This is a genomic window from Alphaproteobacteria bacterium (assembly GCA_030740435.1).
Lineage (GTDB): Bacteria > Pseudomonadota > Alphaproteobacteria > UBA2966 > UBA2966.
In genome coordinates, this window is sequence record JASLXG010000098.1 from 1 (window position 1) to 20,160 (window position 20,160).

Here is a 20,160-nt window from a genome sequence, read left to right on the forward strand (position 1 = left end):
CCGCCATCGCCTTCAAGTCGGGGGGGTAGAGGGGAAATTGCAAAAAAATGGGGGACAGGGACCAATTTCCGCCAAACAATCGAAAGTGGTTGTGTTACGCGCGCTGTTTGTCTCAAAATGCTATGTTCTCGAAGCTCGCTAAACCGAGAATTGAGGCGGAGCGGTTGGCACGATGTCGATACGGCTGGTTGTGGCGGTCACGGATGGGGATTGGTTCAGGACGCTGAGCGCCCGGCCGGACATCGACGAGGTAAATTTCTGGGCCCCGGGTGCGACGAATTTCAAGGCCCTGGAGCCGGGCGAGCTGTTTCTTTTCAAGCTTCATTCGCCGAACAACGTCATCGCGGGCGGCGGCATATTCGCTCACGCCACCAACATGCCGTGTTCCCTCGCCTGGGAGGCCTTCGGCGAGGCCAATGGCGCCGCCAGCCTGGTGGAAATGCGGCAGCGCATAGCGAAATACCGCCGCGTCAACAGCGAACAGCGAGAGGATTTCGTCATCGGCTGACGTAGTGCTCAAAGACAAGGAGCGGTCGCAACCCCCGGGCGGAAAACTGGACCTGCTGCTCCAGAGCGTCGATGAGGCGCGGCGCTATGAAGTTGAGATACAATTAGGTGCGTCCAACGAAAGCCACATAATTCGGACAATTGAGTATTGGGATGTCGAAAAGCGGCGTTACCCTCAGTATGAACACTGTGCCGTGTTGGTGGCTGAGGATATTACCAGCCGTTTCCTGAATGTGGTAAGTTTGTTCAATGGATCTGTACCAATTATTGCACTTCAAATGCATGCAGTTCAAATTGGTGACGCGGTTGGTCTGCTCTTTATTAAGGTCGTTGACCATCTAACACTAGGAATGCCAGATGAAGATGAAGAAGTGTACGAGGTAACAGACAGAAATTACTGGGTAGAAAAAGCTTCAGAGACGATCTTGGAGCTAGCTGACAAATGTCTCCAGGATTTTGTCCATGCCTGCGATCCAAGCCTTGAACTTAAATATAATAAACACTATATCGGACTCACGAGAGGCGACCAGCCATTCAATTTCATTGTATTTAGACCCAAACGAGCGGCGCTGAGTTTTGAATTCACCCATCCTCGCACAGATGAAATTGATTCACTTATAGACGAATCCCAACTAGAAACACTTGAGTATAACTCGCGTAAACAAACCTATAGAATTCGCCTCACACTTGCTGAGATAGAGCGGGAATCAACGGTCTTGAAAAGTTTGACCAGGTTGGCGTTTGAGCGCCGAAACTAAAAAGGATACTCCCCAACCATCCCGCAAGGCCCACTACAAGGGGCGGTCAGGGAGCCCCTCACCGCCCCTTGTAGTCGGCCTTGCGCCGCTCACTAAACGCGTTGATGCCTTCCATGTAGTCTTCGGTCCAGCGCAGCTTCTCGTACGAGTGCCCCTCGACCTCGAGTGCGACTTTCAGCGAGGTATCCGGGGCGGCGTTGAGGACCCGTTTCAGCGACCGGAGCGACAAGGGGGCCAGGGCGTTGAGCTTTTCGGCGTAGTCCTGGATCAGGTCGTCGAGCGCCTCGGCGTCGGGCACGACCTGGGTGATGAGGCCGGCGTCGCGGGCCTCGGTGGCCGGGAGGCGTTTCCCTAGCATTACTATGTCCTTGGCGCGGGTGAGGCCGATCATGCGGACGATGCGGACGCTGCCGCCCGAGCCCGGCATCTGGCCGATGGTGACCTCGGGGAGGCCGACCAGCGATTCTTCGGTGGCGAAGCGGAAGTCGCAGGCTAAGGACAATTCAAATCCTACGCCCAGGGCGTACTTTTCGATGGCGGCGATGACGGGCTTGGAGCAGCGTTCGGGGGCGCCGATGTTGTCGGCCAAGTCGGACATCTTGTTTTTGGGGATCTCGGGGAAGCGCTTTACGTCGCCGCCCGACGAGAAGACGCCGTTCGCGCCGCGGATCACCACCACGCCCACGTCGTCGTCCTCGTCGAAGGCCTCGATGATGGCGCGGATCTGGGCCCGGCCCTTGAACGAGACGACGTTCAAGGGCGGCCGGTCCAGGATCAAGAACCCGATCTTGCGCTCGGCATCGACCTCGACCCTGAGGCCGTCGAGCTCTCGCAGGATTTCGCTTCGTTGCTTCGCGTAGTCTTTGTTCATTTTCGGCTGTGCTCCGCTTTGATTGCCCCTCACCGGGCGTGCGCATCCGCGCACTTGGCGGCCGCCTAGTCTTATAGACCCCTCACCGGGCGCACGCATCCGCGCGCTTGGCGGCCGCCTCAATGGCGGCTTGGTGTCAAAGAGAAAAAGCGGCTTGATACTAAGAACCGCAAAATACCCTCTTCGGGCGTGCGCGTCCGGGCGCTGGGCCGCCGCCTTGTATTATAGACCCCTCACCGGGCGCACGCATCCGCGCGCTTGGCGGCCACCTCAATGGCAACTTGATACTAGAGCATTTCAAGGTCGCACCGAATCGCCTGTCGCGGTTGGATTCCACCACAGAGGCACAGAGGCACAGAGAAGATTTCCAGATGATTCCCGCAAGAATCCCCTACAGACTTCTCTTAATCTCTGTGCCTCTGCGTCTCTGTGGTCAACCTTCAGACCTGTCCCGCGCCTCAGCCGGTGCAAGCAAAAGGCGGCCTGGTGCCAAAACCAAATCAAATCGTACTCTCGAAATCCGGTAACAACTCGTAATCCCCCGTACGCAAATGCCGGCGCAGCAGCTTGCCCGAGGCCGAGCGCGGGATGGCGCGGACGAAGGCGTAGGCCCGGGGGCGCTTGAAGCGGGCGAGGCCGCTTTCCAGGCAATGCCGGTCCAGCGCCTCGGGCGTGGCTTCCGGCGTCGCCGGTTCGACGAAGGCGGCCACGCGTTCGCCCATGCGCTCGTCTTCGAGGCCGATGACGGCCACGCCCAGCACGTGGGGCGACTTGGCCAGTACGTCCTCGACCTCCTCGGCGTGGATGTTCTCGCCGCCGGAATTGATCATGTCGTCGACCCGGCCCAGCACGTAGATTTCTCCCGCGTCGTCGAAGCGGCCCAAGTCGCCGGTGAAGTACCAGCCGTCGCGGATGGCTTTTTCGTCGGCGTCGGGGCGCTTCCAGTAACCCGTAAACGCGTCGAGCGACGCCATGCTGGCGATGATCTCGCCGGGCTCGCCCGTGGGGACTGTTTCGTCGGGCGCCACCCGGCGGTCTGGATCGGCGACAACAACCCGCAGCGTCTGGCCTATGGCGGGGCGGCCGGCGCTGGCCGGGTTGGCGGCCAGGTGGTTGCGGATGGAGAAAGAATAAATCTCGGACGAGCCATAGAAATTACTGAACATGGCGCCGGGAAAGATGCGCGCGCAATCGGCTACCAGGGCCGTGGTCATGGTCATGCCGGCGTAGGCGATGTTGGCGACCGAAGCCAGGTCGTATTCGGCCAGGTCGGGGTGGTGGACGATATCGTGAAACATGGTGGGGACGAGAAAGAGAGCGCTAATCCTTTCGGCCTGGATGAGGTCGAGCGCGGTTTCGCAGTCGTAGGCGGGCAGGCAAACGAAATTGCCGTTCAAGAAGACCGACATCAGCAAGCTGCGTATGCCCATGGTGTGGAAGAGCGGCATGACACCGAGGGAAATCTCGCCGTGACCGTAGTGCAGTTGCGCCAGGCAGCCCAGCGAGGCCAGGCGTTCGGCGGCATGGCTGCGCGGCACGCCCTTGGGGCGGCCGGTGGTGCCCGAGGTGTAGAGCATCAAGCAGATGGCGCGGTCGTCGTCGGGGGGCTCGCCCTCGTAAGGGGTCGCCGCCGCCAGTTCGGCAAAAGCAATGCCCTCGCCGTCGCCGTCCACGCGGATCAGCCGGTCATGCGAAATTCCTTCCAAGGCAGCGCTTGAACGTGCCTCGTAAACCACGGCCCGGGCCTCGGCGTCCTCCAGCACGTAGGCGATATCGGCGGCCGAGGCGCGCCAGTTGAAGGGTGTGAAGATCACTCCAAGCATCTGCGATGCCCAATAGAGGCTGGCGGTTTCCAGGCGGTTCGAGAGCACCGCCACCAGGTGATCTCCGGGGCCGAGCCCCAATTCGGCCAGGCCGCCGGCCAGGCGCTGGATCTCGGCCCACCATTGGCCGTAGCTCAGGCGGCGTGCGCCGTCGACGATGGCGGTGGCGTCGGGTTGACGGGCCACGGCGGAGGCCAGCATGCGGGCCAGCGTCATTCAGTACCCACCGGCGGAATAGGATGGCACGTATGACGGCCAGGATGAGCCATCGGTTAGGAGCGTGGTCCGCCGTGATGGTGGACCATCACAACGGCCGCGCGACGACGTCCGATGGTCCATCATGGCCGCCCTCCGGGTCGCTTTTCCGGCCCTCTGGAGGGCGTCGGCAGCGCTTGCCGATGGGCCCCGCATCGCCTGCACGCTGCTTCCTACCCAGAGAACCGGCAAAGCGATCATACGTACCATCCTATTCGGCCGGTGGGTACTAGCCACCGGCGACTTCCAGGATGGCCCGCACCATACCCTCGTAGCCGGTGCAGCGGCAGAGGTGTCCGCTCAGCATCTCGCGCACCTGTGCTTCCGTGGGAGCAGGTTCGGCGGCCAGGAAATGGGCGCACGAGGCCAGAACGCCGGGCGTGCAGAAGCCGCATTGCAGGGCGCCATGGCGCGAGAAGGCCTCGCGGAGGCCCTTTAGTTTGGGGTCCTGGGCCAGGCCCTCGACCGTGGTGATTTCGGCACCGTCCGCCTGCACCGCCAGCAAGGTGCAACTTCGCGCCAGGCGGCCCTCGAACAGCACGGTGCAGGCACCGCACACCCCCTGCTCGCAGCCCACGTGGGTGCCGTATAGGTGCAATTCATGGCGCAGGAAATCGCTCAGCAGCGTGCGCGGCTCGGCCCAGCCGCTGGCGTCAACTCCGTTGACGGTGCAGGAGATTCTCAGGCGCGGGCGTTCGCCCGGTTTTTGTTTTGTCATGGGCGGCGCTCCATCGCCTGTTCGAGGGCCCGCTGGGCGAGGTGCCGAGCCAGGTGCCGGCGGTAGTCGGCCGAGGCGCGCTGGTCGGCCAAGGGCGAGAGGTCGCGCACGAGGTCGGCCGCAATCTCGCTGGCCGGGGCATCGGCCTCGCCCTGGTAGCAGCGGGGGCGGTCTTCGACCCCGCCCAGGCCCAGGCGGTATTCGAACCCCCGGCCGTCGGGCAAGGCCCGGACCCAGGCGGCGGCCGCCACGATGGCGAAGTCGCCCCGGCGTTCGCTGATCTCCTCGAAGCCGGCACCGCCGGTATTCAGGGGCCACAGCAAGGCCGTGATCATCTCGTCCTCGGCCCGGGCGGTGGTCAGCGCGCCCCGGAAGAAATCGCCGGCGGCGACGCGCCTGACCCCGCGGGTGCTGGTGAGCTCGATCTCGCCGGCCAGCGTCGCCAGCGAGAGCGGGATTTCGGAGGAAGGATCGGCCATGGCCACCGAGCCCGCCAGGGTGCCCCGGCTGCGGGTCTGGTAGTGGCCGACGTGCGCCAGCGCCGCCACCAGCAGCGGCAGCGCCTGGCGGCACTCGGCCGAGGCTTCGACGTCGGCCTGGCGCACAAGCGCACCGGTGCGCAGATGGCCGCCCGCCTGTTCGATGGTGCCGAGGTCCGGCAAGCGGTTGAGGTCGATCACCAGCGTCGGCCGGGCCAGGCGCATGTTCAAGAGCGGGCCCAGCGAGAGGCCGCCGGCCAGCAGTGCCGCCTCGTCGCCGTGTTCCGCCAGCAACGAAAGCGATTCGTCCAGGCTCTCGGGTCGGCAATAGGCGAAAGGAGCCGGTTTCATGACCGGGCGCGCCCCTGCACCAGCCCCCAGACGCGGTTGAGCGTCAGCGGCAATTCGATATCGTCGCGGCCCAACGCATCGGCTACGGCATTCGCCATGACCACAGGCGTCAGCATCGACGAGCCGTCGCCCATACCCTTCGAGCCCAGCGGGTTGGCGGGCGAAGGCGTGGCATAGCTGGCAAATTCCAGGGCCGGCAGGTCGGCGGAGGTGGGGCAGAGGTAGTCGGCAAAACTTCCCGAAAGGAAATTGCCCTCGTCGTCGTAGGCCAGGTTTTCCATCATGGCGGCGCCGAAACCATGGGCAAAGCCGCCCCGCACCTGGCCTTCGACGATGATCGGGTTGAGGATGCGGCCGACGTCGTGCACCGAGGCGTAACGGATCATGCGGACGCGGCCGGTCTCGCGGTCGATCTCCAGCGCCGCCAGATCGCACAAAAAACCGAATGTGGTGGCCGAGGCCACGCGGTCGGCACCGTCGGGCGCATCCAGCACGTCTGGGCTCAAGAGCGCGGTTTCGTAAAGGCCGGGCGCCATGCCGTCCGGCAGGCCGGCCGGGTGCCAGTGCGTGGCCGCCGCCACGCGGGGCAATGCCAGGCCCGAATCGGGGATGCCTTTTATGCGTACCCTGCCCTCGGCCAGTTCCAGGTCCTCGGCCGCCACTTCGAGCATCTCGGCCGCGATGGCTTTGAGTTTGGCGGCGATGCGGCCGGCGCTTTCGGCGATGGCGCCGACGACGATGGCGGCGAAACGGTTGGAATAGTTGCCCGAGGCCAGCGACCAGGCACCGCTGGCGGTATCGAGGGCGCAGTCGACCTGGATCCGGTAGGGCTCGAGCCCCAGGGCATCGGCCACGATCTGGGCCGCCACGGTGGCGTGGCCCTGGCCGGCCGGGGTGGTGTCGAGCTGCACCGTCACCGCGCCGGTTGGATCGATCGCCACCGTGGCGGCGGCCGTGCCGCCCGAGCGGCCGCCGGCCTTCTGGCGCTGCTCAGAGGTCTGGGCCAGCGTCACGTAGGCCATGTTGGAGCCCGAGGGCTCGACGCCGGCGCCGAAGCCGATGCCAAACAGGCGTCCGGCCGCGCGGGCCTCGCTGCGCCGCGCCTGAAGCGCCGGGTAGTCGGCCAGCTCCAGCAGCAAATCGAGGCCCTTGGCGTAGTCGCCGGAATCGTAAAGCGCGCCAGCCGGGGCTTGGTAGGGAAAATCGCCCGCGGCGATGAAATTCCGCCGCCGGATCTCGGCCGGGTCGAGCCCGAGTTTTCGCGCCGCTACCTCCATGGCGCGTTCCAGGCCGAAGTAGAACTGCGGGCCGCCGTAGCCGCGGTTGAGGCCGACGGGCGTCTTGTTGGTGGTCACCAGGCGGTTTTCAACGGCGATGTTGCGCACGCCATAGCAGCCGTTGGCAGCGGCGTGCATGCGATAGACGGAAGCCGGTTCCGGTGCCCGCACGAAAGCGCCGACGTTGACGCAGTTCTTGAAACGAAGCCCGCTGAGCCGGCCCTCGGCGTCGAAGGCAGCCTCGATCTCGTCGGCCCGGTCGGCGGCGCTGGATGAGGCGCTGAGGTGTTCCAGCCGATCCTCGGTCCACTTCAAAGGGCAGCCGAGGCTGCGGCTGGCCGCCGCCAGCAGCACGATGTAGGGATAGATTCCCTGCTTGATACCGAAGCTTCCGCCGCTGTGGGGCGCGGCGATCAGGCGCAAGCGGTTGCCAGGGATGCCCAGGGCCCGGGCCATCAGGGGCTGCAGGATGAAGGGGCCCTGGAAGTTGGACCAGATGGTGTAGCGATCGGGGTTCGCCTCGAAGTGCGCGATGGCGCCATAGGTCTCGATCGGCGTTGCCGACTGGCGGGGATAGCGCCAATCGAGGCGCACCACGTGGGCCGCGGTGGCGAAGGCGGTGTCGGGCTCGCCATAGCTGAAGCTGCGCTGGTGCACCAGATTGCTGCCGGCTTGCTCGTGCAGCAGCGGCGCGCCGGGTTCCTGCGCCGCCAGGGGATCCACAACTGCCGGCAGGGGCTGGTAATCGACCTCGATGGCCTCGGCCGCGTCCTCGGCCAGATAGCGGTCCTCGGCCGCCACCAGGGCCACCGGCTCGCCCACATAACGCACCTTGTCGATGGCTATGGGGTAGTAATCGATGGGCGCCCGCACGGCGCTGGCCAGCGGCTGCAACAGGGGCTCAAGGTCGGCACCGGTGATGACGCCGACGACTCCGGGCAGGCGCTCGGCGGCCGAGGTGTCGATCGCCCGGATATGGCCGTGGGCCAAGGGCGAGCGCAACATGGCGACGTGGCGAATGCCGGGGAGCGGCGAGAGATCATCGACGAAACGGGCGTTTCCGCTCAGCAACGCCGCGTCCTCGAGGCGCGGCAGCGCCCGGCCGATCCAGCTACTCACGGCGTAGTGCCACACGCATCAGGTCGGCGCCGCTGCCGGTGGCGTCGGTCAGCGAAAGCGCCAGCGGCGTTACCGAATTGAGGCTGCCGAGGCCGAAATCCTTGGCCACCGGGGTCACCCAGTGGTCGAACTGGCCGATCATCAGCACCGTGTCGGGCCGGATGCCTTCGCGCAAGGTGGCCCGGCCCCGCGTCGTGCCGCTGGCCGAGGAGATGACCACCGGGTCGCCTTCCTCGATGCCCAGCTCGCCCGCCCGGGTGCGGTTGATGATGACGCCGTCGTGGCCCGAGACGTTCAAGGCCGCCTCGCGCATCAAGGGGATGCCGGCGTTGGCGCCCCAGGAATACTGCATGCTGCGGGCAGTGAGGGCCCAGAAGGGAAAGTCCTCGGGATCGCGGCCCACCTCGCGGGCGTAATTGGTCCAGATGTCGGGAAAGGATTCGTAGTCCGGCAGTGCGGCGTATTCGGCCAACTGGTGGTCCCACCACTCGATACCGGATTCGTGCAGCCGCCGGGCCAGTTCCTCGCCGTGTCGCTTGAGGCGTTCCTGGTAGGGGAGCTCGAAACGCAGGCCCATCTCCTTCAAGCGGGGCTCGAGATACCATTCCAGTTGCGAGAAAGGCCGCAACAAGAACCCGTGTTCGCGGAACCAGTCGATGCCCACGACCTGTTCGCCGCCCGTCAATTCGTGGCTGGCGGCACGGGCCACGGCGTCCCAGATCTCGTCGCAGCCGTGGCGCCGGTCGGGCTCCAGCGAATAATCGAAATCATCGCCTGCCAGCTTCATGCCGGCCGAGCCGCGATTGAGCGCCGCGTTGAATTCAGGCAGCAGGCCGACGCGATCGGCCAGATCGCTGGCGATGTCGGTCATGTCCCGGCAATCGCCGGCCGGCGCCACGGCGGGCTGGCGCACGGCCCAGCCCTGGTGGTGCCAGAAATTCTCGCCCGACCCGGTGCTGCCGATGCGGCTCAGCTGCAGGCTTTCGATGTCGCCGGCCTCGGGCAGCAACACGTCGGCCATGTAGTTGGTCTCGTCGAGGGTATAGGCGAAGGCCACCATGAAGGGGAATTCGGCGATGCGAACCGCCACTTCGGGCGCGTTCCACGACGATATGGCGGGATTGGTGCGGTAGCAGATCCAGATCTCGGGCAGCGTCTGGCGGGGCCAGGCTTCGGGCGTTTCTTTCTGGAACAGCCACGGCAAATGGGCCGGGCCCAGCGAGGCCGACCAGGGCGAGCTTCCGGAAAGCGGCACCAGCTTGGCATGGGCGTTGCGGATTCTGGCGTCGCGTTGCCAGTGCTCGCGCGTGGTGGGGTTGAAGGGATAGCGCATGAAGCCGTCGGGGCCGGGCTGGGCCGAGTTGAGGCGGTTGTTGGCCGGGCGGTTGATGCGCACCTTGGTGCCCAGCGTGCCGCCCGGCACCTCCAGCGCGCCGACCAGAGAGGCCAGCATGGTGCGGCCCCACATCATCTGATAGCCGCCCCAGCCGTTGTTGATGCCCTTCCCCAGCATGATGCCGACGGGCCGGAGGGGAAGCGTCCGGCCTTCGATCTCGATCGTGTCGCCGACCCGGGCATGGGCCACGAACTCGTCGGCGATGCGCCGGATGGTGGCCGCCGGCACGTCGCATTCGCCGGCCGCCCATTCGGGGCTGAATCGGCCCATGTGTTCGATCATCAGGGCGAAGGCGGGCCGCACCTCGACGGCCTCGTGCTCCCAGGTCTCGCCGTCGGCCCCTTCCTCGACACCGGAAACCGTGAAGCTGCCTTCGAGGGCGGGATCAGCGATGGCCTCGTCGAAGCATTTGGCCCGGTCGTCGGCGGCGTCCCAGATCAGCGGCTTGTTGCTTGCCGGATCCCGCAGGTAGTAACCGTTGGGGCCAACCAAATAAGGCGAGTTGGTCTCCTGGGCCAGGAAGGGTACGTCACAAACCTCGCGCCAGTGGCGCTCGCAGACGATCCTGTGTATGACGGCGAAGAGGAACGCCGGATCGGTCTTCGGCTTGATCGGGATCCATTCGCCCGAGAGCGCACCGGTAACCGAGAGGTGGGGCTCGATCTGCACCCGTTTCATGCCCCGGGCCCGGGCTTCGGCCTGGCGCCAGACGCCGCAGACGCCGGCGGACGCTTCCTGGTTGTTGCCGAAGTTGAGGATGTAGTCGCAGTTCTCTGAATCCACGACGACGGTGAAGGCGCGGTGCCAGAGCTCGCCGTAGAGGTGTTCGGAATGGTAGCACTTGGCGCCCTGGCCGCTGCCGAAGCCGAAGTCGGCCGTGCCCCAGGCCGAAAGGAAGGCCGGGAAGGCGCCCATGTAGCGGGTCGGCGTGCCGCCGCCGCCGAAGGTCACGGCCAGCTTGGGATAGCCGGCTTCGTCGACCAGGCCCTGCTGGCGGATGTTGCGCAGTCGCGCGGCGACCAATTCCAGCGCTTCGTCCCAGGAGATCTCCTCGAACCCGGGATCGTGCTCACGCCCCTTCCTGGGGTTGGTGCGCTTCATGGGCCGGGTGATGCGGTTGGGATTGTAGGTCTTCTGGATCAGGCCATAGGCCCGGACGCAGACCCGGCCCTGGGCCGGGTGTTCGCCGGCCACGTCGAAATTGGGCTCGATGGAGCGCGCCACGCCATCCACGACCTCGACCTTGAAGAGATCGGGGCCGCAGACGCACTGGTTGCAGTAGATGGGAACGCTGCGGCCTTCGCCGCCTTTTCGCTCTTGCTCCGGCATGCTCATGCCTGCTGCCCCCGTACTTCCGCGGCGTAGGTTTTGCGCAAATCCTGCTTGCGCACCTTGCCCATGGCATTCTTGGGCAAGGCGTCGACGAAAGCCAGCCGCCTGGGGATTTTGAAGCCGCCGATCAGGGGCCGGCAATGCTCGATCAGTTCGTCCTCGGAGGGCGTCCAGCTGGGCAGCGGCACGACCACGGCCATGAGCGCTTCGCCGTACTCGGCGTCCGGCACGCCGATAACCGAGACCTCGTGGACCCCGGGATGCCGGCCAAGGATTTCTTTGACTTCGCGGGTGTAGACGTTCTCGCCGCCCGAGATGACGACGTCGTTCCGGCGATCGAGGAGGTAGAGGAACCCGTCCTCGTCGAGCCAGCCGATGTCGCCGGTATGGAAACCGTCGTCGCGAAAAGATCGAACTTGCTCCTGCGGGCGCTTGTGATAGCCCCGGGAGACCTGCGGGCCGCGCACCACCACCTCGCCGACCTGGCCGCTTGCGACCTCGTTGCCATCATCGTCCTGGATCCTGAGATCGGTGCCGGGCAGCGGCCGGCCGGCCGAGCTCAGCAGCTGCTCGTGGCCGGCCAGGCCGCGGCGGTGGGCTTCCTCGTCGAGCATGGCGACGTAGGGCGAGCACTCGGTGAGGCCGTAGCATTGCTGCAGGCCGACGCCGGGGAAGGCCGCCATGGTGCGCCGGATGAGGGGCGGCTGGATGGGCGAGGTGCCGTAGCTGATGAGGCGCAGGCTGGAGCTGTCGAAGCCTTCGCGTTCCGGCTCGTCGAGCAGTCTCAGTATGGTCGTCGGCACCAGGCCGGCCACCGTCACCCGGTAGTCCTCGATGGCGGCCAGGAACTTCCGCGGCGTGAACTCGGGGAGGTAGGCGTGGGCGGCGCCGAACATGGTGAAGATGGTCGATTTCACCTCGGCGGCATGGAACATGGGCGTCGCATGCAGATAGACGTCGCTCTGGTGGGGCGACATGACGTGCATGATCTGCAAGGCGTTGGCCACGATGTTGCGGTGGGATAAGCGCACCCCCTTGCCGCCGCCCGTGGTGCCGCCGGTATAGAGCATGAGGGCGTCCTGGTCTTCCTCGGCCTCGACCATGGCCAGGGGCAGGGCCAGGGATTTGCGCTGGTCGTAGAGCTCGGCCTGCAGGGACAAAACACGCTCGCCCCAGCCTGCGAACTCGGAGCTTTGCAAAAGGCCGGCGAAGGCCGGATCGAGGGCCAGCAGCGCACAATCCGCATCTTCGAGAATGCCGGCGATCTCGCGCGGTGCCAGGCGGTGGTTGATGGGCACGGGCACGGCGGCGCACCAGTAGCCGGCGTAGATCAGTTCGGCCTGGCGCCAGGAGTTGCGGCCGAGGATGGCAAAACGCCGCCCCGGGCTCACGCCGAGCTGGCGCAACAGGCCGGCGGCCCGGGCGATGCCGTCCCCGTATTGGCGCCAGGTGAGTTCCGTCTCGGCGTCGACGATGGCCCGCTTGCCGCCATGGAGACGGATGGTGTTTTGCAAGGCCGAGGTCAGCGTCAGCATGCCAACTCGAAAAGTCTGGCCGCGTTGTCGCCGAGGATGGCCCGGGTGTCGACTTCCGTCAGCCGCGCCTCCCGAACCACGCGGCAGGGGCACATGTCGCCGATGGGAAAAGGATAATCCGACCCCATCATGAGGCGCTTGGCGCCCACTTTGGCGACGAGAAAATCCAGCGCCCGGGGATCGAACAGCACCGTGTCGAAATGCAGCCGCTTGAGCCCCTCGGCCGGATCGGCGTACTGGCCGGGGTGGATCTCGGCGTTGCGCGCGAGCCGTCCCAGCATGAAAGGAAGAGCGCCGCCGCCGTGCGAGAGAATCACCCGCATGCCCGGGTAGGTGAGGAAATGGCCGCTGAACAAAAGCCTGGCCACCGCCGTGGTGGTGTCGAGGCCGCGACCCACAGCGTTGACCAGGGCGAAATCCTCGAGCCGCGGATCGCCACAGCCGAACATGGGATGGATGTAGACGATGGCATTGCGCTCCGAGGCCCGCTGCCAAAACGGCGCCAGCGAGGGATCGTCGAGCACGCCGCTGTCGCCCCGCGGCTGGGTGCCGATCATCACGCCACGGAGGCCGGCATCCAGGGCCTCGTCGAGCACGGTGGCGGCCAGGGCGCCGTCCTGCAAGGGCACGCTGCCCAGCGGCGCCAGGAAGGGCGCGTCCGGAATTGCCGCCACCAAGTGGCCGTTGAGAAAGCGGCTCCAGGCCGCGCCTTCGTCGGCCGGCAGCTCGTAGCCGAAGCTGTCGAGCCAGCCGCCGCAGATCTGGACATGGATGCCGTTCTCGGCCATCCAGGCCTGACGCAGTTCGGTTTCGCACAGCTTGGGACTTACCGGCCGGGTCGCCGGCCGCCCGGCGAAGGAAAGTTTGAAGGTGTCGCCATCGCGCAGCAGTTCGACGTTGGCGAAGCTGGCGGCGCCGCTGGCCAGGGCGTCGAGCATTTTCCGCGGCACGTAGTGGGCGTGGATGTCGACGATCACGTGCCGTCGCCTGCGTTGGCATGAAGGGCGGCCTCGATGACCCCGGGCCGCATGGGCAGCTCGTCGATACTGATGCCCAGCGGCGCCAAGGCATCGTTGACGGCCGCGGCGATGGCGGCCGGCGCTCCCAGGTAGCCGCCCTCGCCCGATCCCTTCTGGCCGTGCGAGGTCAAGGGGGACGGCGTGCAATGCGCCACCTCGCGGACCTGTGGCACGTGGCGCGCCGAGGGCAGGTTGTATTCGAACAGCGTGCCCGAGAGCAGCTGGCCGGCCGCGTCGTAGTCGAATTTCTCGTAAAGTGCCGCGCCGACGCCATGGCCGACGCCGCCGATGATCATGCCGCGCACGATTTGCGGGTTGATGACGGTACCGCAGTCGTGGGCCACGACGTGGTCGCAAAGCTTCACCTGGCCGGTGATGCTGTCGATCTCGACCACGGAAACATGGGCCTGGAAGGAATAGCAGGGATAGATCTGAACCTCGCCCTTCTCATTAGGCAAGCGGCCGCCGCCGGGCACGGCCTCGACCTGCAGTACCTGCAGCCCGGGTTCCTGGTCGGGCGGCATGCGGTGCAGCTGGCGATGGGCGATGAAGGCGATCTCGTCCCAACCCAGCTTGCGGGCCGGTGCATGGCGGACGCTGAACTCGCCGTCGGCGTATTCCACGTCGTCCGTGCCGACGCCGAGATCATGGGCGGCGATACGCATCATCCCTGCCTTCAGGCGCTGGGCCGCCTTGGCCGCGGCGCTGCCGGCCATGATGGCCATGCGGCTGGCCACCGGCCCGCGGTTGGGCAGCGCCTCGAGGGAATCGGAATGCACCACCCGGATGCTGTCGGGATCGCGCTCCAGCTCCTCGCCGACGATGGTGGCGACCAGGGTCTGGTGGCCCTGCCCCGCCGAATGGGTGGAAAGCGCGGCGGTGACGCCGCCCTGGCCGTCGATCTTCAAGAGCACGGATTCGAGAAATCCGGTGACCTCGATCTTTTCGTTGAGCATGTGCTCGTAGATGTTGTTGCCGCCGCTGGGCTCGAGACAGGTGGCCAGGCCGACGCCCGCCAAAGTGCCTTGGGCACGCTTTTGGTCGCGCCGGCGCAGCAGGCCTTCCCAATCGGCGAGCTCCAAGGCTTTCTCTAGAACCGTGTGGTAGTCGCCGGAATCGTAGGCGCTGCCGCTGGGGATCTTCCAGGGGAATTCGTCGTGGCGTATCAAATTACGCCGCCGCACCTCGCGCCGATCGAGGCCCAGCTTGCGGGCGATGCGGTCGATGCCGCTCTCCAGCGCGTAGTTGGTCGGCGCCTGGCCGAAGCCGCGCACCGGCACCTGGGCGGTCTTGTTGGTGGCCACGGCGATGGCCTCGTAGGCCATGCTGCTCAGGCGATAGGGGCCGCAAAGCGCGGTGATGGGTTTGCCCATTTGTTGCACGGCCCGGCTGGGGTAGGCGCCCAGGTCGTCGAGCGCCCGCATCTTCATCGAACTGACGACGCCGCCCTCATCGAAGGCCAGGGTGATATCGAAGATACGGTCGGGGCCGTGGGCGTCGCCGCCGCTCATGTATTCCAGCCGGTCCTCGATCAGGCGGATGGGCGAGCCCAGCTTGCGCGCCAGGTAGCCGGCCATGACGGTCTGCTTGATGCCGCGCTTGGTGCCGAAGCTGCCACCCACGTCGACGTCGTTGTGGATGCGAACCGCGTTCATGGCAAGGCCCAGCGCGGCGGCGATTTGTTCCTGATACTGCGGCATCTGGATGGAGGCCCAGATCTCGAGTATCCCCTGGCTTTCCTGCCACCGGGCGACCACGCCGAAGGTCTCGATGGGCACGCCCGACGAGCGGCCCCAGCGGACCTGGTAGGTCAATTTCCGGGGGACAGCGGCGAAATCATCGGCCACCGGGCCCCAGGTGAAATTCTTGTGCAGCATGACATTGCTGCCATGCGCCGGATGAACCAGCGGCGCCTCGTCGTCGAGCGCCGCCTCGGGATCGACGGCGGCCGGCAGTTCCTGGTAATCGACCTCGACCAGCTCGGCCGCGTCCTCGGCCTGATAGCGCGTGCCGGCAACCACCACAGCGACCCACTCGCCGGCGTAGCGCACCATCTCGTGGGCCAGTGGCCAGGCCCGAACCCCGGGGGCATCGATACCCTGGAGCAGAGGCGAGATATGGGCGGCGATTTCCTCACCGCTGACCACGGCGACAACGCCAGGCGAGGCCAGCGCCTGCCCGCTGTCGATGGCGCCCAGCCTGGCCCGGGCATAGGGGCTTTGCACCAAGGCCGCGTGCAACATACCGGGAAGCTGCAGGTCCTGGACGAACTGCCCGCGTCCGGTGACAAAGCGGCCGTCTTCTTTGGTGCGGCGGTGGCGCCCGACATAGCGATAGTTGGGAGGGTGGCCCTCAGACATCCCTGCCCTCCCCGCCTTCCCCGCCGGCCTGCCCAGCCGCCTCGGTGATGGCCTCGACGATCTGCTGATAGCCGGTGCAACGGCAGAGGTTGCCATCGATGGCGGCGCGAACTTCGTCCTCGCTGGGCCGCGGGTTCTCGGCCAGCAGCGCCGTCGCCGCCATCAGCATGCCCGGCGTGCAGTAGCCGCATTGCAGTGCGTGATGGTCCCAGAAAGCCTCTTGCAGGGGGCTCAGGGTGCCGTCAGCGGCGGCCAGGCCCTCGACCGTGGTCACCGCTTGGCCTTCGACCTGGACGGCGAAAATCAAACAGGCCCGCACCGCCTGACCGTCGAGCAACACCGTGCAGGCGCCGCAAGCGCCGTGTTCGCAACCGATGTGGCTGCCCGTCAGCCCGAACTCGTCGCGCAGGCAATCGGCCAGCGTCATGCGCGGCGGCACACGGGCGCTACGGCGCCGGCCGTTGACGTTGATCGTTACCTCTACCAAGGTCACGGCGCGGCCTCCCCGATGGCCTCGACGATGGCGCGGCGCAGCAGCTCGGGCGCCACGCGCCGGCGGTACGCGGCGCTGGCGGCCGGCGTATCCTCGGGATCGATGGCGTCCGCCACGGTCGCGATGGCAGCGGAGATATCGCCGGATTCCAGCGCCGTCTCTTGCAACGCCGCCTCCGCCCCGACCAGTCTGAGCGGTGTCAGGCCGCAGCCGCCGAGGCCGATGCGGGCCTCCAGGCAGCGCCCGTCGCCATCGAGCGAGAGCTGGACCGCGGCGCTGACCAGGGCGAAATCGCCATGGCGCAGCGCCACTTCGTGAAAAGCGGTGCCCAGGCAAGGGGCGGCCGCTGGCAGCGGGAAGTCCACCGCCGTCAATATCTCATGAGCCGCGATCGCCGTCGTCATGGGACCCTGGAAGAAAGCGTCAGCGCCAACCTGGCGGCTGCTGCCAGCCCCTGCCAGATGCATGCGCGCACCCAGCACGACGGCCACCAGCGGGATCTCGGCACTGGGATCGGCGTGCACGATGCTGCCGCCGACGGTGCCCCGGTTGCGCGTCTGGACGTGGCCGACGTGGCAGAGCGCCTTGACCAGCAGCGGTAACCGCCGGCCCACCATGGGCGAGCGCTCCACCGCGCGCTGGCGGGTCATGGCGCCGATGACGAGCGCCCCGGCAGCCTCGTCGATGCCGGCCAGGTGCGGCAGCCGGTTGAGGTCGATGAGCAGCGCCGGCCGGGCCAGTCGCATGGCCAGCAGCGGCGTCAGCGTCTGGCCGCCGGCGATGACTTTGTGCTCGGCCTCGTCGTCGCCCTCGGCCAACAGCCGGCAGGCTTCTTCCAAACTGCCGGCCAGGTGGTAGGTGAACGGCGCCGGCTTCATGTGGAGCGGGTTCCCATTGAAAAAAAATGACCACAGCCGCCCCGTGCGTCAATCCCTTAGTGGTGAAGGGCAGACCTGGGTCAGAATTCCCCAACGGCAGAGATAGCTCGGGTCGGCACTTCCGCTTTCGTCGGCTGGGCGTCCGGTTTCCCTCCATGACCCCGCCCCAGCCGAATATCGCGCCAGCGATTTAGTGCTTTGGCTATGAACGACGCATCGGCCCGATCCCCGGCACAGCCGCTTTGTCCCTGATAGCTGACCTCCCCGCCGGCATTTCCGCTTTCGCCGCTTGGGCGTCTGGGCGCCGGGGGTAGAGCAGGCGTTACTGGTGGATTCAGCCCTCTACGAAGCCCTTCCAGGTCGCCATATAGCTCACAAATTTTTCGCCCAAGCCCTGGCTGCGCAAATAGTCGGCCGTCACCGGCCGTGGGACCACCGCGAAGGTGTCGTCGTTGCGCACCTGATTTGGGTAGTCGTGGTGCAAAATTGCGCCCCGGCCGATGAGAACGAAATCGCATCCCTGTTCGAGGCACAGATTGGCGGTTTCGGCGTCGTAGATTTTGCCGGCCACGCCCAGACGTACATCGCCCCTGTCGAGCTCCGTGAAATAGCTCATCAAGCTGCGGCCCTGAAATTCCTCTTCCTCGGGTTCCTTGCCCACGTCCCACAGGGACATGTCCAGAAAATCGATGACACCCTCTTTCATCAGCGTTTGGGCCACCTGGGTGACTTCGCCGAGGCGCATGCCGAAGCGTTCGGGCGAAAGGCGGACCGAAACATTGAAATCATTGTCGCAGGTCTCGCGGATCCCGGCGATTACCTCGTTGATCATCCGCGCCCGGTTATCTAGCGAGCCGCCGTACTTGTCGTTGCGCCGGTTTATGTCGGAGCTGAGAAACTGGCACAGAACGTAGCCATGCGCCCCATGCACCTCGACACCATCGAAACCTGCCTTTTCCGCCCGCTTGGCGGCATCGACGAAGTCGGCGATCAACTGTTCCACTTCGCCGGATGTCATTTCCCTGGCGCCGGTTTCTTCGTCCGTCGACGGACATAGCGGTGCTTCGCCGATCAACTCCCGTGGCGCGCGCATGCCGGCGTGGTGCAATTGCGCAATGGCCAAGCTGTCCTCCTGCCTGATGCCCGCGGCCAGACGTGTCAGACCCGGCAAATGGTCATCGGAGAAGATGCCCAACTGACCCGGAAAGCCCTGCCCGGCGGCTTGCACATGCACGGCGCATGTCATGGTGGCCCCGAACCCACCCTTGGCCCGCATGGTCAGCCAATTGTATTCGTCGTCGGACAGCGTGCCGTCCTCGTGACTTTGGGTATTCGTCAACGGCGCCAGCATGAAGCGGTTTTTCTGGGCCGGTCCATGGGTATAGGTCATGGGATCAAACAGCTTGGTCATGATGCATCGGTTCCCTGTCGTGAACACAATTTCAAAACGGTGGTTGCAAGCACCCTGTGCGGGATAGCTTCTAACACGGCGCCCCGACCCATGTCTGAATCTCGTTCACGGACCGCGGCCAATAGTCTTTGCGGCTGCCCGGGATACCGGGCGCACGGCGCCGATGATTTGCACCTGGGCGTCCGCTGCTGGGGTACAGCGTGCCTAACTCCGGGAAAGGAAGTGGTTGGGAAAGCCTCAATTAGATCCCCAATTCGGGGCCTGCTATACTGCCGGCCCTTAGGAGCAGGTGCGGGGAAAGCCATGAGACGACTTTGGTTGGCCGGGGCCGTGTCCGGGTTGACGCTTCTGGCCGCCATCACGCCGGCCTGGGGCGGCGAGGTCGCGGCGCCCTATCCACGTTTATTTCCCGGCACGGCACCGCTGCTCGCCGGCGAGCCCGAGACCGCCCCAACGCCCAAGACTGTCAAGCCGCCACCGCGCCAAGCCGGCAAAGCCGCCGGCGCCAGCGCCCAGTGGGCCGGCTTGGACCTCGACAGGATCAGGCCCGACGTGGTCGGAGCAATATTGGGATTGATGGCGGCCGGGGCCATTTTCGTGGTCGCCATCAAAGGCTTGGAAACCGAGAACTAGCCAGCATTTCCTACCGGGTCGCGGCCGGCGCAGCAGGTCACGCGGGCCCCTCGTCCTGTTCGCCATAGGTGAACTTGAAATCACAATGCTCGGCGCCTTCCATGATGGTCTGGCTGCGGGCCAGCTTCAGCTTGCTGTCGTAGCCTTCGCACAGCGTCCCGTCGCGATTGCACGAGAGCGTGAATCCGAGGTCGCCCAGGCCCATGTCCTGGTACATTTCGGCGTACATGCAACGCTTTACCGTGAACTCGTAGTGACTGCCGTCTTGGCGTCCGGGCTCTACTTCCAGTGTACCGCCCGCCGTCCACAGTTTTTGCAACTCAACGAATGCCGCCAGGCTGGTCTCTCCGCCTTGTTGCTGGGCAAGGAATTGCCCCTGGGCAATGGCCGACTTGCGCACCGCAGCCGCGATCACCCGCTTGGCCGTATCGGCGTCGAACTGGGATTTCAATTCGTCATACACAAGCGCCAATATCTCGGCCTCGATGCGGCGCCGTTCCAGCATTGGTGCGGTCATGACCGTCCCCTCTAGTTTTTCGCCGGCCCCGGCCGGACGCGCAGGCGGCAGCAGCCGGATTGGCCCGGCTTCCAGGTCTCGCCGGCAAAGCTGAATCCGGCCGCCGTGAACAGTCCGGCATCGACGGCGCCGGCGAAATCGCAAAGGTGTTCGATGTCCTCGTCAGTCCGCCCCAGCTCCGTCCAGGCATCCTTCAAAGGACACTTTTGAAAATATATCTCCAATTCGTCGGCGTCGCACTTGACCACTTCCGGGATGAACAGCTCACCAATGCCCGGAATGCCCCCCAGGAAGGCGTCGCGCAATCCCGCCAGGTCGTGTCGGGGCCGAAGTCGCTGTAGCTCTTGCCCATATCGCCACCCAGGCGGCGCGTGGCCTCATGGCCGATCTCCAGGGCCTTTGCCAATCCGAGTTGTTGGCGCATGACA

At 65.7% G+C, this 20,160-nt stretch carries 16 protein-coding genes and 1 pseudogene; 3 read left to right on the forward strand and 14 right to left on the reverse strand.

The window, feature by feature from the left end; translation table 11 throughout:
* Positions 1-172: 172 nt before the first annotated feature.
* Positions 173-505: pseudogene (locus QGG75_11385) on the forward strand (HNH endonuclease).
* 7 nt (positions 506-512) lie between these two features.
* A complete protein-coding gene (locus tag QGG75_11390; GenBank protein ID MDP6067835.1) occupies positions 513-1,265 on the forward strand; it encodes a hypothetical protein in 753 nt (250 codons plus the stop codon).
* A gap of 58 nt (positions 1,266-1,323) precedes the next feature.
* Here QGG75_11390 and QGG75_11395 read toward each other — a convergent pair whose 3' ends face one another.
* From QGG75_11395 to QGG75_11450, 12 genes are all read right to left on the reverse strand, one after another.
* Positions 1,324-2,136: an enoyl-CoA hydratase/isomerase family protein gene (locus QGG75_11395; protein ID MDP6067836.1), complete on the reverse strand. Its 813-nt coding sequence runs from the start codon at positions 2,134-2,136 to the stop codon at positions 1,324-1,326.
* Positions 2,137-2,636: 500 nt separating this feature from the next.
* Entirely contained in the window at positions 2,637-4,175 is a 1,539-nt protein-coding gene (locus QGG75_11400; protein MDP6067837.1) for an AMP-binding protein, read from the reverse strand.
* A 268-nt stretch (positions 4,176-4,443) separates the two neighbouring features.
* Positions 4,444-4,932 carry a (2Fe-2S)-binding protein gene (locus QGG75_11405; protein MDP6067838.1) on the reverse strand — a complete coding sequence of 163 codons (489 nt, stop codon included), beginning with the start codon at positions 4,930-4,932 and terminating at the stop codon, positions 4,444-4,446.
* Positions 4,929-5,762: an FAD binding domain-containing protein gene (locus QGG75_11410; GenBank protein ID MDP6067839.1), complete on the reverse strand. Its 834-nt coding sequence runs from the start codon at positions 5,760-5,762 to the stop codon at positions 4,929-4,931. Before QGG75_11410 ends, QGG75_11405 begins: the two co-directional genes overlap by 4 nt.
* Positions 5,759-8,158 carry a xanthine dehydrogenase family protein molybdopterin-binding subunit gene (locus QGG75_11415; protein MDP6067840.1) on the reverse strand — a complete coding sequence of 800 codons (2,400 nt, stop codon included), beginning with the start codon at positions 8,156-8,158 and terminating at the stop codon, positions 5,759-5,761. The genes QGG75_11410 and QGG75_11415 overlap by 4 nt, the downstream gene beginning before the upstream one ends.
* A complete protein-coding gene (locus QGG75_11420) occupies positions 8,151-10,889 on the reverse strand; it encodes a molybdopterin-dependent oxidoreductase (protein ID MDP6067841.1) in 2,739 nt (912 codons plus the stop codon). The genes QGG75_11415 and QGG75_11420 overlap by 8 nt, the downstream gene beginning before the upstream one ends.
* Positions 10,886-12,421: an AMP-binding protein gene (locus QGG75_11425; GenBank protein ID MDP6067842.1), complete on the reverse strand. Its 1,536-nt coding sequence runs from the start codon at positions 12,419-12,421 to the stop codon at positions 10,886-10,888. The genes QGG75_11420 and QGG75_11425 overlap by 4 nt, the downstream gene beginning before the upstream one ends.
* Complete coding sequence (locus QGG75_11430) at positions 12,415-13,398, reverse strand: amidohydrolase family protein (GenBank protein MDP6067843.1); 984 nt, start codon at positions 13,396-13,398, stop codon at positions 12,415-12,417. The genes QGG75_11425 and QGG75_11430 overlap by 7 nt, the downstream gene beginning before the upstream one ends.
* Complete coding sequence (locus QGG75_11435) at positions 13,395-15,800, reverse strand: xanthine dehydrogenase family protein molybdopterin-binding subunit (protein ID MDP6067844.1); 2,406 nt, start codon at positions 15,798-15,800, stop codon at positions 13,395-13,397. The genes QGG75_11430 and QGG75_11435 overlap by 4 nt, the downstream gene beginning before the upstream one ends.
* Complete coding sequence (locus QGG75_11440; protein ID MDP6067845.1) at positions 15,793-16,293, reverse strand: (2Fe-2S)-binding protein; 501 nt, start codon at positions 16,291-16,293, stop codon at positions 15,793-15,795. Before QGG75_11440 ends, QGG75_11435 begins: the two co-directional genes overlap by 8 nt.
* Positions 16,290-17,171 carry a xanthine dehydrogenase family protein subunit M gene (locus QGG75_11445; protein ID MDP6067846.1) on the reverse strand — a complete coding sequence of 294 codons (882 nt, stop codon included), beginning with the start codon at positions 17,169-17,171 and terminating at the stop codon, positions 16,290-16,292. Before QGG75_11445 ends, QGG75_11440 begins: the two co-directional genes overlap by 4 nt.
* A 334-nt stretch (positions 17,172-17,505) precedes the next feature.
* Positions 17,506-18,582, reverse strand: a complete 1,077-nt coding sequence (locus tag QGG75_11450; protein ID MDP6067847.1) for an NADH:flavin oxidoreductase — start codon at positions 18,580-18,582, stop codon at positions 17,506-17,508.
* Between the two features lie 303 nt (positions 18,583-18,885).
* Between QGG75_11450 and QGG75_11455 the strand changes: the two genes are divergently transcribed.
* A complete protein-coding gene (locus QGG75_11455; GenBank protein ID MDP6067848.1) occupies positions 18,886-19,215 on the forward strand; it encodes a hypothetical protein in 330 nt (109 codons plus the stop codon).
* 37 nt (positions 19,216-19,252) lie between these two features.
* On the opposite strand, the gene QGG75_11460 is transcribed toward QGG75_11455, so the two are convergent.
* Positions 19,253-19,732 (reverse strand): L-2-amino-thiazoline-4-carboxylic acid hydrolase, encoded by a 480-nt coding sequence (locus QGG75_11460; protein ID MDP6067849.1) that lies wholly within the window; start codon positions 19,730-19,732, stop codon positions 19,253-19,255.
* Between the two features lie 11 nt (positions 19,733-19,743).
* Positions 19,744-20,037, reverse strand: a complete 294-nt coding sequence (locus QGG75_11465; protein MDP6067850.1) for an L-2-amino-thiazoline-4-carboxylic acid hydrolase — start codon at positions 20,035-20,037, stop codon at positions 19,744-19,746.
* Between the last annotated feature and the right edge of the window lie 123 nt (positions 20,038-20,160).